The sequence below is a fragment of the Parvimonas sp. KA00067 genome (assembly GCF_001553085.1).
Taxonomy (GTDB): Bacteria; Bacillota; Clostridia; order Tissierellales; family Peptoniphilaceae; genus Parvimonas; species Parvimonas parva.
The window spans coordinates 79,760-94,012 of record NZ_KQ960149.1 but is presented as its reverse complement, the minus strand read 5'-3'; the positions used below and the strand labels follow the sequence as shown (position 1 = coordinate 94,012).

The 14,253-nt window shown below is 31.6% G+C and carries 17 protein-coding genes; 2 read left to right on the top strand and 15 right to left on the bottom strand.

Annotation, left to right across the window (positions count from 1 at the left end; all coding sequences use genetic code 11):
- Positions 1 to 17: 17 nt before the first annotated feature.
- The 13 genes from HMPREF3181_RS04185 to HMPREF3181_RS04130 all read right to left on the bottom strand — a co-directional run bounded on the left by HMPREF3181_RS04185 (position 18) and on the right by HMPREF3181_RS04130 (position 10,219).
- The gene (locus HMPREF3181_RS04185) at positions 18 to 914 is read right to left on the bottom strand and encodes a dihydroorotate dehydrogenase (RefSeq protein WP_068473440.1); all 897 of its coding nucleotides are present in this window, start codon (positions 912 to 914) and stop codon (positions 18 to 20) included.
- Positions 914 to 1,642: a dihydroorotate dehydrogenase electron transfer subunit gene (locus tag HMPREF3181_RS04180; protein ID WP_068473437.1), complete on the bottom strand. Its 729-nt coding sequence runs from the start codon at positions 1,640 to 1,642 to the stop codon at positions 914 to 916. Before HMPREF3181_RS04180 ends, HMPREF3181_RS04185 begins: the two co-directional genes overlap by 1 nt.
- Positions 1,632 to 2,486, bottom strand: a complete 855-nt coding sequence (gene pyrF / locus HMPREF3181_RS04175) for an orotidine-5'-phosphate decarboxylase (RefSeq protein WP_068473433.1) — start codon at positions 2,484 to 2,486, stop codon at positions 1,632 to 1,634. The genes HMPREF3181_RS04180 and pyrF overlap by 11 nt, the downstream gene beginning before the upstream one ends.
- Positions 2,486 to 3,673 carry a dihydroorotase gene (locus HMPREF3181_RS04170; RefSeq protein WP_068473429.1) on the bottom strand — a complete coding sequence of 396 codons (1,188 nt, stop codon included), beginning with the start codon at positions 3,671 to 3,673 and terminating at the stop codon, positions 2,486 to 2,488. The genes pyrF and HMPREF3181_RS04170 overlap by 1 nt, the downstream gene beginning before the upstream one ends.
- Entirely contained in the window at positions 3,657 to 4,100 is a 444-nt protein-coding gene (locus HMPREF3181_RS04165) for an aspartate carbamoyltransferase regulatory subunit (protein ID WP_068473426.1), read from the bottom strand. The genes HMPREF3181_RS04170 and HMPREF3181_RS04165 overlap by 17 nt, the downstream gene beginning before the upstream one ends.
- Positions 4,100 to 5,020 (bottom strand): aspartate carbamoyltransferase, encoded by a 921-nt coding sequence (pyrB, locus tag HMPREF3181_RS04160; RefSeq protein ID WP_068473423.1) that lies wholly within the window; start codon positions 5,018 to 5,020, stop codon positions 4,100 to 4,102. Before pyrB ends, HMPREF3181_RS04165 begins: the two co-directional genes overlap by 1 nt.
- 66 nt (positions 5,021 to 5,086) lie before the next feature.
- A complete protein-coding gene (locus tag HMPREF3181_RS04155; protein WP_068473420.1) occupies positions 5,087 to 5,281 on the bottom strand; it encodes a hypothetical protein in 195 nt (64 codons plus the stop codon).
- A gap of 166 nt (positions 5,282 to 5,447) precedes the next feature.
- Positions 5,448 to 6,995 (bottom strand): ABC-F family ATP-binding cassette domain-containing protein, encoded by a 1,548-nt coding sequence (locus HMPREF3181_RS04150; RefSeq protein ID WP_068473415.1) that lies wholly within the window; start codon positions 6,993 to 6,995, stop codon positions 5,448 to 5,450.
- A 145-nt stretch (positions 6,996 to 7,140) separates the two neighbouring features.
- On the bottom strand, positions 7,141 to 8,682 hold the full coding sequence (locus tag HMPREF3181_RS04145) for a C69 family dipeptidase (RefSeq protein ID WP_068473413.1): 1,542 nt from the start codon (positions 8,680 to 8,682) through the stop codon (positions 7,141 to 7,143).
- Between the two features lie 148 nt (positions 8,683 to 8,830).
- Positions 8,831 to 9,616: a peptidoglycan amidohydrolase family protein gene (locus tag HMPREF3181_RS04140; protein WP_068473410.1), complete on the bottom strand. Its 786-nt coding sequence runs from the start codon at positions 9,614 to 9,616 to the stop codon at positions 8,831 to 8,833.
- Positions 9,617 to 9,624: 8 nt separating this feature from the next.
- The gene (locus tag HMPREF3181_RS07535) at positions 9,625 to 9,759 is read right to left on the bottom strand and encodes a YvrJ family protein (protein ID WP_082713903.1); all 135 of its coding nucleotides are present in this window, start codon (positions 9,757 to 9,759) and stop codon (positions 9,625 to 9,627) included.
- A 48-nt stretch (positions 9,760 to 9,807) separates the two neighbouring features.
- A complete protein-coding gene (locus HMPREF3181_RS04135; protein WP_068473406.1) occupies positions 9,808 to 10,023 on the bottom strand; it encodes a DUF2922 family protein in 216 nt (71 codons plus the stop codon).
- Positions 10,024 to 10,033: 10 nt separating this feature from the next.
- Entirely contained in the window at positions 10,034 to 10,219 is a 186-nt protein-coding gene (locus HMPREF3181_RS04130; RefSeq protein WP_068473402.1) for a hypothetical protein, read from the bottom strand.
- Positions 10,220 to 10,465: 246 nt separating this feature from the next.
- Between HMPREF3181_RS04130 and HMPREF3181_RS04125 the strand changes: the two genes are divergently transcribed.
- Together HMPREF3181_RS04125 and HMPREF3181_RS04120 are read left to right on the top strand one after the other, a co-directional pair.
- Complete coding sequence (locus HMPREF3181_RS04125) at positions 10,466 to 11,152, top strand: lysoplasmalogenase family protein (protein WP_068473399.1); 687 nt, start codon at positions 10,466 to 10,468, stop codon at positions 11,150 to 11,152.
- Between the two features lie 294 nt (positions 11,153 to 11,446).
- The gene (locus tag HMPREF3181_RS04120; protein ID WP_068473396.1) at positions 11,447 to 12,607 is read left to right on the top strand and encodes a CD0519/CD1768 family membrane protein; all 1,161 of its coding nucleotides are present in this window, start codon (positions 11,447 to 11,449) and stop codon (positions 12,605 to 12,607) included.
- A 247-nt stretch (positions 12,608 to 12,854) separates the two neighbouring features.
- Here the strand turns inward: HMPREF3181_RS04120 and HMPREF3181_RS04115 are convergent, their stop codons facing one another.
- On the bottom strand, positions 12,855 to 13,280 hold the full coding sequence (locus HMPREF3181_RS04115; RefSeq protein ID WP_231723264.1) for a hypothetical protein: 426 nt from the start codon (positions 13,278 to 13,280) through the stop codon (positions 12,855 to 12,857).
- 9 nt (positions 13,281 to 13,289) lie between these two features.
- Positions 13,290 to 14,249, bottom strand: coding sequence for an NAD(P)H-dependent glycerol-3-phosphate dehydrogenase (locus tag HMPREF3181_RS04110; protein ID WP_068473393.1), 960 nt, complete (start codon positions 14,247 to 14,249; stop codon positions 13,290 to 13,292).
- Between the last annotated feature and the right edge of the window lie 4 nt (positions 14,250 to 14,253).

Here is a 14,253-nt window from a genome sequence, read left to right as displayed (position 1 = left end):
TTCCTCCTATACTAAAATTAAATAATCCCTCTTATTTCTTGTAAGTTTTTTATGTTTTGTTCTTTACAGAATTTTTCCATTCCCTCAATTATGTCAATGCAAACTTTCGGGTTGATGAAGTTCGCTGTACCGACTTGCACTGCTGTTGCTCCTGCCATAATAAATTCTATTGCATCTTTCCAATCCATTATGCCACCCATTCCAATTACAGGAACATCTACAACTGAGGCAACATCTCTAACCATTCTAAGTGCTATCGGTTTTATGCAAGCACCTGAAAGTCCTGCTGTTACATTGTCGAAAACTGCTTTTCTTTTATAAATATCAATCGCCAATGCATTGAATGTATTTACAAGTGAAAGGCAATCAGCTCCTGCCTCAACGCAAGTTTTTGCCATTTCTTTTATATTTTCGGCGTTTGGAGATAGCTTTACCATAAGGACTTTGTCTGTATTTTCTCTAACTTTTCTAACAATTCCCTCTGCTATATCGCATTTTATTCCAAAAGCCATTCCACCTGATTTTACATTCGGACAAGAAATGTTCAACTCAATTATTTTTATATTTGTCTTATTGATTAGTTCAACAGATTTCAAATAATCTTCTAGCTGTGAACCTCCAATGTTAGCCAAGATTTGTGTATCATAGCTTTCCATAAAAGGTAAATCTTCTTCAATAAAAGTCGGTACGGACGGATTTTGAAGTCCTATACTGTTCATTATCCCGGCAGGTGTTTCGTAAATTCTAATTCCCGTATTTCCGTCTTTTCCTGCAAATGTAAGTCCTTTTGTTGAGATTCCACCGAGTCTGTTTAAATCGATATACTCTGCATATTCTCTACCAAAACCAAAAGTTCCTGAGGCTGCGATAACCGGATTTTTAAACTTTACTCCACAAATATCCACTTCTAACATTAAAAATTCACCTCCTTAACTTCAAAAACGGGCCCCTCTTTACAGATTCTTTTCATTCCATTTTTTGTTTTACAGCTACAAGCTAAACAAGCACCTACTCCACAACCCATTCTGCTCTCAAGTGAAACATAAACCGGTATGTCAAAGCCTAAATTTTTAACGGAATTCATCATCGGATTTGGTCCACAACAATAAATTACATCATAATCTTCTTTTATTATTTCTGTTATGAAACCTTTATGTCCAACACTTCCTGTATTTGTTGCAATATATGTATTTTCTGTAAACTCCTTAAATTCTTCAGTAAAATATGTTTCATCTCTAAACCCTGCGTATAAATCAGTTTTAGCATCTAATTTTTTCGCCAAATACAACATCGGTGCAATTCCGATTCCTCCTGCAACAAGTGCAACTTTTTTGCCCTTAAACTCATCAATAGAAAATCCGTTACCTAAAGGTCCTAAAATTTCTATAAAGTCGTGGGCTTTCTTTTCGGACATAATCTTTGTTCCCTTGCCGACAACTGCATAAAGAAAAGTAAGCTTGTCATCTTCCATATCGCAGATGCTTATAGGACGAGGAAGCATGTTCCCGTCCTCAAAGCATTTAACCATATAAAATTGTCCAACTCTAGCTTTAAACTCTCCCTTAACCACCATTTTATAAATATCTGTGGCAATTTTTTCGTTTAAAATTATTTCAACTTTTTCGTATGATTTATTTTCCATAAATATCCTTTCTCATTTTTAAAACAGCCTCTCTAGTGTAGTGAGCAAATCTTTTTTCGCCGTCTTCAAATTTTTGGTAATATTTTATGATACCTCTTGAAGAGTTTACAACTCCGCCATTAAAGTCGTTCAAATATGTTCTAATGTCCTCTGCTTTTGCTCCTTGCGCACCATATCCGGGTAACAAGAAGAAAATATTTTTATATCTTTCTCTAATTTTTTTAGCCTCTTCGCTATGAGTTGCTCCAACAACATAGCAAAGTGGAGAATATCCACATTCTGAAGTTAAACTATCAGCAAATTTTTTAAGCTCATCTCCAACTTTAAAATAAAGTGGTTCATCTTGATATTCAAGACATTCAATGTCCTTTGCACCCTCGTTTGAAGTTCTAAGTAAAACGAAAACTCCCTTTTCCCCCGTCTTTAAGTAATCTAAATACGGAGTTATGCTATCCATTCCCATATATGGGTTAAGAGTGATGAAGTCTGCCTCAAACTCTCCTTTAAAATGCGCCTTTGCATATTCCTTTGCAGTACTTGCAATGTCGCTCCTTTTAACATCGCCGATACTTAAAAGTCCTTTTTCTTTAAGATATCTTAAAGTTCTTTGATATGCGATAAGACCTTCAAGTCCGTTTGCCTCATAGTATGCAATTTGTGGCTTGTAGATTGCAACAATATCGCTTGTTGCATCAATTATTTCCTTATTATATTCAAAAATTACATCAGAAATTTTTTCATATTTTTGTTTTATATAGTTTGGAATGTAGTCCAAATGACTATCAAGACCAACACAAACAAATCCTTTTTCTTTTACTGCCTCATATAATTTATCTATTATCATTACATTTCTCCTTTATATTTTATTTCTCCGGCTTTAATTGTCATAAGCACTTCTCCGTAAAGCTCCATTTTATCAAAAGGTGTATTTTTACTCTTTGATGCAAATTTACTTGAATCTACAACAATTTTTTTATTCTCATCAACTATAACCAAGTCTGCGTCATATCCCTCTTTGATTAAGCCTTTTTTAATTCCCATTAAATTTGCTCCACCGTAGGACATAACTTTTGAAAGCACTCTCATATCGATATTTCTTTCTTTTACAAGCTTTGTATTACAGATTGCAAATGCCGTTTCAAGCCCAACAAGTCCCGGACTTCCGTTTGCCTTATCCTCCATTGTATGTGGTGCATGGTCTGTTGCGATAGCATCAACAGTTCCGTCTAAAATTCCCTCTATCAAAGCATCTACATCAGCCTTTTCTCTTATCGGTGGATTAACTCTGTATGAATTATCCCAAAGTGCAATATGATGAGGAGTTATTTCACAAGTAACACGGACGCCCTCTTTTTTCCCACGTCTTACAGCCTCTAACGAATCAACCGTACTTACATGGCACATGTGTATTCTTCCATCAAGTCTTTTTGCAAGGTAAATATCCCTTAAAGTCATTAAGTCCTCTGCAATTCTGTAATCAACCTTTGAAAGTTCACTTTCGGCGTGAATCATAATCACCTTATCAAACTTTTTCGCCTCCAAAATCGCCCTATACATTGTAGTTTCAGAAAGTACACCTTTACCATCATCGGATAAAAATTTTGCATTTTCAAATTTTGAATAATCAACTAAATTTTCTCCGTCAAAGTTTTGAGTTACTGCAACAATCTGATTTATATCAACTAAGTCAAGCTCCTTAGCTCTTTTCATTATGTCGTTGTAAGTTTCAAGGTCGCTACAAATCGGTTTTGTATTTGCCATTGTGTTTACAGTTGTGTAACCACCTCTTAGTGCAGAAAGTGAGCCCGTCTTTAAATCTTCCTTATAAGTAAAACCCGGGTCTCTAAAGTGAACATGTAAATCTACAAAAGCCGGCATAACAACTTTTCCCTTAGCGTCTATAACTTCAAAACTTTCATCAAAACTTAAATTTTCTCCAATTTCTATAATCTTTCCGTTTTCAATTTTAATTTCTCCGAATTTATTTGTATCCTTATCCACTAAGATTGCATTTTTAATTATTTTTTTCACTATGTCCTCCACAAGTATATAAGTTATCACAATAATTACATCTGTAAATTCCCTTTTCTCTATTTACAAGCACAAATTTATTTTGCACATTTTCATGACAAGTTATACAACGTGGGTTTTTACATTTTAAAAAACCTTCAACCTTTTCAGGTAAAATCATTGAAAGTTTTTCTTTAATTTTTTCATTTTCAATTATATTTACAGTTAAAGTTCTGTCGATTAATCCCAAAATCGCAAGATCAACATCTATTACATTTTCAATTTTTATCATATCTTTTTTTCCATATTTTTTAGAATCGGCATTCATTATAAGTGCCACTGTGTAATCAGCCTTATCCAATTCTAAAAGTTTAAAAATTTCATAACCAAGACCAGGTTTAATATGGTCGATTACAATTCCGTTTGAAATACTATTTATGTTTAACATTATTTTACCTCCAATAATTTTAAGATTAGCGCCATTCTGATTATCATACCAAATTTAACTTGATTGAAATACTTTGCTCTCGGGTCAGAATCAACCTCAGTTGCAATTTCATTTACTCTTGGTAGTGGGTGAAGAATTATCATATCATCTTTTGCATTTTTCATCTTTTGATTATCTAAAATGTAAGTATCTTTAAGTCTTACATAATCAGCCTCATTGAAAAATCTTTCTCTTTGAACTCTTGTCATATACAAAATATCAAGCTTATCCATAACTTCTTCAATAGTTCTAACTTCTATAAACTCAACATTTTTTTCGTTTAGATACATTTTTATATATTCAGGAATAACAAGCTCAACAGGTGAAATGAAGATGAATTTATTTCCCCTAAACTTTGAAAGAGTCTTTACAAGAGAGTGAACAGTTCTACCAAATTTTAAATCCCCACAAAGACCGATAGTCATATTTTCCAAAGTTTTCTTAGTTTGAGAGATTGTAAGTAAATCTGTAAGAGTTTGAGTTGGGTGTTGATGACCGCCGTCCCCTGCATTGATGAAAGGAACAAGTGTTACTTCCTTTGCAAGTTCAGCAGAACCCTCATGTGGGTGACGCATAGCAATTATGTCTGAATAACAACCAACAGTTCTTATAGTATCTTGCAGGCTTTCTCCCTTAGTTGCTGATGAAACCTTTGGGTCAGGAACTGTTATACAACTTCCACCAAGTCTAAGCATAGCCGCCTCAAAACTAAGTCTTGTTCTTGTTGAAGGTTCAAAGAATAGAGATGCTAAAACTTTACCTCTACATTTTTCAGAAAATTTTTCAGGATTGTTAAAAATTTCTGACCCTAACTCCATAAGTTCAAGTAATTCTTCACATGAAAAATCTTCACTACTAACCAAATTTCTAAATTCTTTCATACATTTCCTCCTATTAAATTTATTTAATCATATTTTGTCATACATAAAAAAAGGAAATAACAAAAGTTATTTCCTAAAATTAAAATTATTAAAGACAAATATTGAATTAAAAGAAAAGCCGGTAATCCAACTTTTAAAAAATGAATTTCCGGCTAATATATTAAAATTATTAAAATGAGAAAATTTAAAACCAAAAACAGAAAAGTCGGTTAAGTAAGTCTTATTGATATTAGTAACCAATTTTTTAACTGTATTTGACATAAATTTTACCTCCGTTCAATTTTTCTTTGACTATTATACACCAATAAAATTATATTGTCAATACATTTTTGACAGTTTTTCAAAAAATAATCTAAAAAAAAATTATATCCCGACATTTCTATATTTAAGTAATTAAACACTTATATTCGATTGTAATCAAATCAATTTAAAGCAATGAAAAGTCCTCCATTTTCCAAATTTCTGTTACTATGTCTGTGTAAAAGTCTTTTTCGTGTGAGATTAGGAAAATTCCTCCTTTATATTCTCTTAAAGCTCTTTTTAGTTCCTCTTTTGATTCGGGGTCAAGGTGGTTTGTAGGCTCGTCAAGCATTAATATATTTGTCTTTTCATTTAATATTTTACAAAGTCTTACCTTTGCCTGTTCTCCACCACTTAGTACCCTCATTTGTGATTCAATATGAACAGTTGTCAACGAACATTTTGCAAGGGCGGCACGAATTCTAAATTGCTCCCAGCTTGGAAATTTTTCCCACATTTCATCGATTGGAGTCTTGTTGTTATCATAATTTTCCTCTTGTTTAAAATATCCGATAGATAAATTCTGTCCGAAGTGAACAGAGCCTGAAATAGCTTTAATATTACCTAAAATTGTATTTATAAGAGTTGTTTTTCCAAGTCCGTTTGCACCGACAATTGCAATTCTGTCGCCTCTTTCCATGCGAAGATTTAAGGGTCTGCTTATCGCCTTATCATATCCGATTACCAAGTCCTCTGTTTCAAAAATCAGCCTACTCGTTGACGGAGCAGTTTCAAAATAAAATTCAGGCTTTGGTTTTTCTCTAACAAGTTCAATTTTTTCCATTTTATCAAGTTTCTTTTGCCTTGACATCGCCATATTCCTTGTAGCAACTCTCGCCTTATTACGTTGAACAAAGTCCTCAAGCTCTTGAATTTCCTGTTGTTGCTTTTTATATGCAGACTCCAATTGTCTTTGTTTTAACTCTTTTAATCTTAAAAATTCGTCATAATCCCCAACATATCTATTTACTTCACAATTTTCAACATGGTAGATTAAATTTATTACCGAGTTTAAAAATGAAATATCGTGAGAAATCAAAATAAAGGCATTTTCATAGTTTTGTAAATATCTTCTAAGCCAATTTATATGTTCTTCATCTAAATAGTTTGTAGGTTCGTCAAGAAGCAAAATATCAGGCTTTTCTAAAAGCAATTTTGCAAGTAGAATTTTGGAACGTTGCCCACCTGAAAGGTCTGATGCAAGTCTTTCAAGCCAGTCTTTAAGTCCCATATTATGAGCAATTTCATCAATCTTGGAATCAATCATATAAAAGTCATTTGTTTCAAGTAATTCTTGAAGCTCGGAAGCCTCAAGCATTATATCGTCAAGCTCTTTACCAGTTAATTCGCCCATCTTCATATAAATATCATTAAGCTCACTTTCAACTTCAAAAAGATATGAAAAAGCAGATTTTAAAACATCACGAACAGTCATTTCAGAAGAAATTACAGAATGTTGGTCAAGATAACCGATTCTAACACGCTTTGCCCATTCGATAGTTCCTTCCTCAGCCTCAAGTTTTCCCGTAACAAGATTTAAAAAGGTACTCTTTCCCTCTCCATTCGGACCGACAAAACCGATATGTTCACCTTTTAAAAGTCTAAAATTTACATCTTTAAGTATTTGACGCCCACCAAAACTGTGGCTTAAATTCTTTACAGTTAAGATACTCATTTTTTTCTCCTTTGTATGTTATAGCTCTACATATTTTACCATATTTTTTGTATTTAGTAAAAATTTTAAGGACTGATTTAAAAGAAAGTATATTCCAACAAAAAAAGCCGTCATTTCTGACGGCAATTTTTTAAATTAAAGTCTTTTAAGCATCTGATCTTGAAAATCCGTTTTTCATTTCACAACTTGCTGTGAAAAGTGTTTTATCAAGTAAATCATTTGTTTGGTCTTTTACAAAGTCTGTTATTTCATCATTTGCTTTTTCTAAAAATTCGTGAACATTCTTTATCTTTGATTTTTTCTTTAAAAATTCTTTATCATATTTATTTAAAATTGTACGACATTTTGATTGAACTGCATTTTGATATCTTTCAATATGAGATGCAGTTGATGGGAAATGCGCATCACAAATTACTCCGATAATACGATTTATCCAATAGAAATTATCTGTTGTTGGAGTAAGTGTTGTATTTTCTAAATATTCAGGTGTTTTTGTAATATTTGCATAATACGGAACGATTGCGTTAAATACATTTGATCCAAAAGATAGCCACTCAATACTTCTGATTTCTTCAGGCATGTATGGTCTTATTTGAACTAAAGCCAAAACATCATTACGATTTATACCTATAGGTCTAAATTTTCCTTTTTGTGATAAGTCTCCACTCTTTAGATATGGGTCGTAAGGAGTTCCTTGATAGTGATTAGACATAATATATTTAACATCTTCTATTGTAATCTTCTTTTCAGGAATCATACACCAAGGAAGATTATCACTATCCGGTCTAAAACGAGGATTTGCTCCACTCCAATCGAAAGTATTCGGATTAAAATATTTAAGCATTACCCAAGCACGAGGTGTATTGTAAGTATGATCCGCATCGGAATGGCTTCCAAAAGCAATTCTCGGATTGAAAGGATCTTTATAGTCTTTATCTTCATCATAGTCAAGACCTTCTTCAAAATCATCAAGAATTTTTTCAAGAGACATTTCAGTAGATAAGTCAAGGAAATTTTCTTCAACAAATTCTTTCAAGTCTGATGAACACATAAATTCTTCCTTTTCTCCATAAGCATCTTCAAAATCAAAATGATCAAGTCCGAATTGGTTCGGCATTACAACATAAACATCGTCAGGAACTCTTCTTGCTATCCAATGATGACCGCCTATTGTTTCAAACCACCAAATAGAATCAACATCTTGAAAAGCAATACCGTTACTTTCATAAGTTCCATATTTTTCTATTAGAGCGCCAAGTCTTTCAACGCCTTCTTTAGCACTATTTATATATGGTAGAGTAATTACAACAAAGTCTTCTTCCCCTATTCCACCTTTTTTTATAATACCCGGTTCAAATTCTATTAGAGGATCCGCTCCTAAAACCCTTTCATTAGTAGTAATAGTTTCTGTTGCAGTCATTGAAACATTTTTTTCATTAACGCCACAAGCTCCCCAAACTCCACGCCATTTTTTTACATTTGGAAGACAAGTATAACGCATAGGGTTTTTAGGTAATTCAATTTCACAATCTGTACGAACAGATTTGTAATGAATTGGTTGATCTTTAGGTTCAACAACAATAAATTTTTTTGATTTAAACATTCCTGCTGAAGAATCTTCAATACGAGCAACTAAAGTTGACCCATCATAACTTGCTTTTTTTCCGATAAGAATTGTAGTACACATAACAAACCTCCTTAAAATTATGTTAATAATAATTATTAACCATACTTATATTATAACTCAAATTTACAAAAAAGTAAAAATATTTTTTGTTGTTTCACAAAAAAAACAATTAACGGTTTCTCCATTAATTGTCTTTCATAATATAAAACTATTTATTTTTTAATAATCTATTAACTTCTTTTTGAACTTCTCCATAGTTGTAACCTGCGTTTTCAAGTTTTGCACGTCTTAGTTCTCCGTTGCCCCAGTTTCCCTGTATGACCTCTTTTGCTATGTCATTTATAGCTTTTTCGTTTATGAAAGCTCTGTAATCAACCCAGCCTTTAAGCTCCTTAACATAGTAATAACTTCCCCATTTTCGAGTAAGTGTAACTTCTTTATTTTGGTGTTTTTCAGTCGTTCCAAGCATACTTTTATCTTCACAAAACCAGGGTAAACTATCTATCGAATAGACTCCTTTTACCTTGCTTTTTACATTCAAAAGCTCCATATATTCCTCTCCTTGTTGTTCCTTTAATCTATACACATAAAAATGTGGTTTTCCTGCATTTATCCACAATCTATCGTGGTTATCCACAGAAATTCCATTTGCAGAATAATTACAGTGGATAATTCTATTTTCATCAATAAAAATTCCCGTATGACCAAAACTTCCACTACTATTTCCCTTTCTTCCCCAAACAAAAATATCACCTCTTTTAGCATTCCAAGGAACATTGTCCGTAATTTTTTCAAAACCGTTTTGCAAAAGCCAAGAATGTTCACGCTCCGTATCTATCGTCCAGCCGTTACTTTTTGCTCCACCACTTCTAAGAGCATAGTAAATCGAAGATGAACAGTCGTAACTATAAAGTCCATTTCTGTTTTGCATAGAGTACGAAATCTTGCCTTTTCTATTTTCAAACCATTGTATCGTCTTTTCTATATCTATCATAAAATCTCCTATTTCAGTTTAACCACCAATTCATTTATTGCCTTTGTCAACTCATCAATCTTCTTTTCAAACCTGAGTAACAAAAATACAGATAAAACTACTGGAAAACCAACATTTGAGATATTTGAAATTATATTTTCCATATTAACCCCTTTCGTTTATAGTAAAAAAAGACCAAAAGGTCTTTTTTACTAAAGCACTGTAACTTCTTCGTGACTTGTTGAAATTATATCCGCCTTTTTAATTCCAACAACTTTTAAGTCGTCTTTTGCTAAAACAGACTTAAAATCAAAAGCCTTTATAATATCAGAAGCCTCATCAGCTGAAATATTTTTAATATTTGCAATTGAAAATTTTGCATTTTTTCCGTCCTCTAAAGTTAGAGTTAAGCTCAATGTCTTTCTCATATTCTACCTCCTAAGCTAAAGTTGTTTCTACAACTTTGATTGTTGCAGTTTTTGTTCCATCGATGAATTTTTCAACAAATTCACCTAATTTTTTTAAATTCTCATCAGAACATTCACTTTGAACATCTTTTACTGTTATGTTTCTTTTTTTAGAATTAGCAAGGTTGAAACTAACCTTTAAATACTTTTTAGCCATATCTTTTCTCCTTTTTTTATTTTGTTGTAAGCCTTACACTTATATAATAAAATTTAGAATAAAAAAGGGGGGATAAAAGCAAAAATATTATTCCTTTAACTTGTTTGGTTAGTATAAATATGATAAAATAAATATGAATTTACGATTCTTGTGTAAAAGAATATTTATTTCATCATATTTACCTCTTTAAATTTATCAAAAAGGAAATATGTTCAAATAGTTGATAATAAGAGATTTGGAGGCAATATGAACAAAGGACTACTTGGAATTTTTTCCTACATAATTTTATTTATTTATACGATTTTTACAACCTTTAATTTATATATGATATTACAAAAAAAAGATACAGAAAGAAGTTTTTTCAACGTTTTTCTAATGCCATTATTGGCATTATTTTATTTTTTAGCATTTAAAAACCACAGTATTTTTATATATTTGGCAATTTTTTCTTTTTGGCTTGGAGATATATTCTTCACACAAAAAATCAAAAAAAATATAATCTTAGGATTTAATTTATTTTTTATCGGAATAATTTTTTACATAGTAAAACTCGCTACTCTAATAAAAATTTCAAACCTAAACTACTTGATGACATTGTTTATTATCATCTTGTACTTTGGACTTGTATTTTTTGAATTTGCAATTTCCTATGAATATGCTAATAAATACTTTAAAAGAGATATAATATTTTTATACATTTTTGCAGGTTTAAACTCAATACTATGTATATTTACAATTTTAACAGCAATTTCTGCTTATCAAAACGGAATATGGTATTTGATTTTAGGAAGTAATTTATTTTTACTTTCAAACTCAGTTTTTTCCTATTCGATATTTATAAAAAACAATAGATTTTTTAATATATGTGCTACATTAATTTACTCAATCTCACAATTACTAATAATTATAGGATTTGGAATATTTTTAATTTAAACGACTAGATAGTCGTTTTTTTGTGGATAAGTTATTCTTGCAATTTAACACTCAATTTTTTTTAAAATTTTTGTGCTTTATAGTTTTTTAATCGAAATGTCGCAATATATAATTAAAAGTAACTTTCAACAAAAAATTTTTTTCATTGTGTTTTTAGTTTTTTTATGTTAAAATAAATATGATTTTACGATTAGTGTAAAAGAATATTTATTTCATCATATTTACCTTTTTAAATTTATTAAAATGGAAATATGATAAAATAATTTCAGTAATTATTTGTTGGAGGTATTTATATTGGAAGAAAAAAATTTCGGAAAATTTAAAAAGGACATTGGTTTGGAAAACTTCCTTTGTCTTGGTTTATTTCTAACATTTTTCATTTTGATCGGTAGAAAAATGGGTGGAATAAATATGGTTAAAACTATGATGAATACAGGTTTTGACCTACTTATTAATGTATGTCTTTATTTAATGGCGATTGCCGTATTGGCTGGAGCGATTTCAGGTTTGTTCTCTGAATTTGGAGTTATAGCACTTGTAAATAAATTTCTGTCAAAAGTTATGAAACCTATTTATGATTTACCAGGTGCATCATCTCTTGGTATGTTAAATTGCTACCTTTCAGATAACCCGGCTATCTTAACATTAGCTCATGATGATAACTTTAGACGTTATTTCAAAAAATACCAAATGCCTGCTCTTACAAATCTTGGAACTGCTTTTGGTATGGGACTTATCACTACAACTACAATGATGGGAATGAATGTTAAAGGTGCTGTTACAAGTGCATTAATCGGAAATTTAGGAGCCATTGTTGGCAGTATCGTTTCTGTTAGACTTATGATTCATTCTTGTAAAAAAATGTATGGAACAACTGAGTTTGTAGAAGTAAATAGCAAAGTTGAAATTCCTGAAAATTCAAGAATCGTAAGAGAAGGAAGTGTCGGCTCAAGGTTTATCCAATCTATCCTTGACGGAGGAAAAGTTGGTGTTGATATGGGAGTTTCAATCATTCCAGGTGTTGTAATAATCTGTACTTTAGTTATTATCCTAACAAAAGGGCCGGGGGCAAACGGTATTTATACCGGAGCAGCTAATGAAGGCGTCGAAGTTCTTCCTTGGATAGGAAAAAAATTGTCCTTCATTTTAACTCCATTATTCGGTTTCAGTTCACCGGAGGCCATTGCCGTTCCTATAACTGCACTTGGCTCAACAGGTGCTGCAATCGGAACCGTTACAAAAATGGCAGAAGTTGGAAAAGTTAGTGGAAACGACATCGCAGTATTCACAGCAATCTGTATGTGTTGGAGCGGATATATCTCAACACATATCGCAATGATGGACGCTCTTGGAACAAAAGAAGCAACAGGAAAAGCGCTTATAAGCCACACAATCGGCGGACTTGTTGCAGGTGTTTCCGCACATATTATATATATGTTGTTCCATTTATTCTAAATAAAAAATTTCGGTAGCATTTCAAATGCTACCTTTTTTATGCCTTAATTTATATTTAATAAAATTATCCTTTATTTTTATATTTACTAATTAAACATTTATTAAATTCAATAAATAATTAATTATAAATGCCAATTTTAAAATAATACTATTTTCACATTAATTTCAAGTGATGACGATCTTGTAATATCTGTGAGTCGTTTTAAAGTGATTGTTATACTAAAAAACTCATCTTTCGATGAGCCTTTTAAATCAATTTATTTTGTTTTGCAATTTTTTTAATTTTTTCCAAGTCGCTTTTGTCGTATTCTTGGCGTAAATCTCTTATCGCTTTGAAATTTACCATTACTGTATTTTTCCTTTTTTCAATCGAAAAAGTTCTAATCTTTTCCCATTTATATAGCTTTGCGATTAATTGCCATGGGTGAACAAATCCTTTTTCAGTTATTCCTGCACTCATTATGCTTGTGAAGAACGCAAGCCACCAAGACATTATAACGACATAGCCACTCAAGTCGTTTCTAAATTTGTAACCTAAAGAGAGCATTACAACCAAAACGATTAAAAGGGTAAAGAATGTAAATTTTGTAAATTTCGCCTTTACTACACAAGTTAGTCTTCTATACATATTGAAAACACACAAAAGTAAAGGTAATAAAATTATCGGTAACATAATTTCTCCTTAAAACTCCATTTTTATACTTCTTTTAAAAAGATTTTCCAAAACTTCCTTTGGATTCTTTTCATTATATATTATTTCGTAAACTGCATTTGTTATTGGTAACTCAACATCGTATTTTTCGGATAAATCCATTAATGCCTTCGTTGTGAAATATCCCTCTGCAAGTTTTTCAAAGCTTTCGCCTTTTACAAATTTTTCTCCAAATCGTCTATTATTGCTAAATTCAGAAAAAATAGTCGCCTCATAATCGCCAAGATGACAAAGTCCATAAGCACAAGTTTTATCTCCACCCATTTTCTCGATAAGTCTTGCAATCTCTCTCGTTCCTCTTGACATAAGCGCACCTTTTAAAGAGCTTAAATTCATTCCGTCAAGCATTCCGGCAGCAATACCGATGACATTTTTAGCACCTGCGCCAATCTCATTTCCCAAAAGATCAGTTCCATAGTAAAATCTGATTAACTCACTTGAAAAACTATCAACTAAATTTTTAACCAATTCCCTATCATCAGAATCTATTACCATACAGTTTGGAATTCCATTTGTAAAGTCTTGAACATGACCCGGTCCAATCCAAACGCCACAAGAGTAATTTTCTCCCAAAATGTCCCTTACAATGGCAGTTGGAGTAAAGCCTGTCTTTATTTCAATTCCTTTCATACAAAGAATGATTGGAATATTTTTTTCTTTAAAAAGTTTTTCATTTTCGATAAGCAAATCTCTAAGGCCTTGAGTTCCAACAGAGATTATGATTAAATCTTTATCGAAAATATCTTTTATATTTGTAGTTAAAGCAATGGATTTTGGAATTTCAAGAAAATTATTTTTTCTACTTTCTAAAAAATTTTGCATATTTTTTGAATTTTCTCTACCATATAAAGTTACATCGTTGCCTATCTTATCCAAATACCAAGCGATAAAACTTCCCCATCTTCCACAGCCTATAACACCTATTCTCATAAAA

Bases quoted from the DNA above. Each gene is read 5' to 3' on its own strand.
- HMPREF3181_RS07535 (WP_082713903.1), bottom strand. From the start codon at position 9,759: ATGGAAAATATAATTTCAAATATCTCAAATGTTGGTTTTCCAGTAGTT.
- HMPREF3181_RS04165 (WP_068473426.1), bottom strand. From the start codon at position 4,100: ATGTTAAACATAAATAGTATTTCAAACGGAATTGTAATCGACCATATT.
- HMPREF3181_RS04125 (WP_068473399.1), top strand. From the start codon at position 10,466: ATGAACAAAGGACTACTTGGAATTTTTTCCTACATAATTTTATTTATT.
- HMPREF3181_RS04110 (WP_068473393.1), bottom strand. From the start codon at position 14,249: ATGAGAATAGGTGTTATAGGCTGTGGAAGATGGGGAAGTTTTATCGCT.
- HMPREF3181_RS04185 (WP_068473440.1), bottom strand. From the start codon at position 914: ATGTTAGAAGTGGATATTTGTGGAGTAAAGTTTAAAAATCCGGTTATC.
- pyrB (WP_068473423.1), bottom strand. From the start codon at position 5,020: ATGAAAGAATTTAGAAATTTGGTTAGTAGTGAAGATTTTTCATGTGAA.
- HMPREF3181_RS04115 (WP_231723264.1), bottom strand. From the start codon at position 13,280: ATGTTACCGATAATTTTATTACCTTTACTTTTGTGTGTTTTCAATATG.
- HMPREF3181_RS04180 (WP_068473437.1), bottom strand. From the start codon at position 1,642: ATGGAAAATAAATCATACGAAAAAGTTGAAATAATTTTAAACGAAAAA.
- HMPREF3181_RS04155 (WP_068473420.1), bottom strand. From the start codon at position 5,281: ATGTCAAATACAGTTAAAAAATTGGTTACTAATATCAATAAGACTTAC.
- HMPREF3181_RS04130 (WP_068473402.1), bottom strand. From the start codon at position 10,219: ATGGCTAAAAAGTATTTAAAGGTTAGTTTCAACCTTGCTAATTCTAAA.
- HMPREF3181_RS04145 (WP_068473413.1), bottom strand. From the start codon at position 8,682: ATGTGTACTACAATTCTTATCGGAAAAAAAGCAAGTTATGATGGGTCA.
- HMPREF3181_RS04135 (WP_068473406.1), bottom strand. From the start codon at position 10,023: ATGAGAAAGACATTGAGCTTAACTCTAACTTTAGAGGACGGAAAAAAT.
- HMPREF3181_RS04150 (WP_068473415.1), bottom strand. From the start codon at position 6,995: ATGAGTATCTTAACTGTAAAGAATTTAAGCCACAGTTTTGGTGGGCGT.
- HMPREF3181_RS04140 (WP_068473410.1), bottom strand. From the start codon at position 9,616: ATGATAGATATAGAAAAGACGATACAATGGTTTGAAAATAGAAAAGGC.
- pyrF (WP_068473433.1), bottom strand. From the start codon at position 2,486: ATGATAATAGATAAATTATATGAGGCAGTAAAAGAAAAAGGATTTGTT.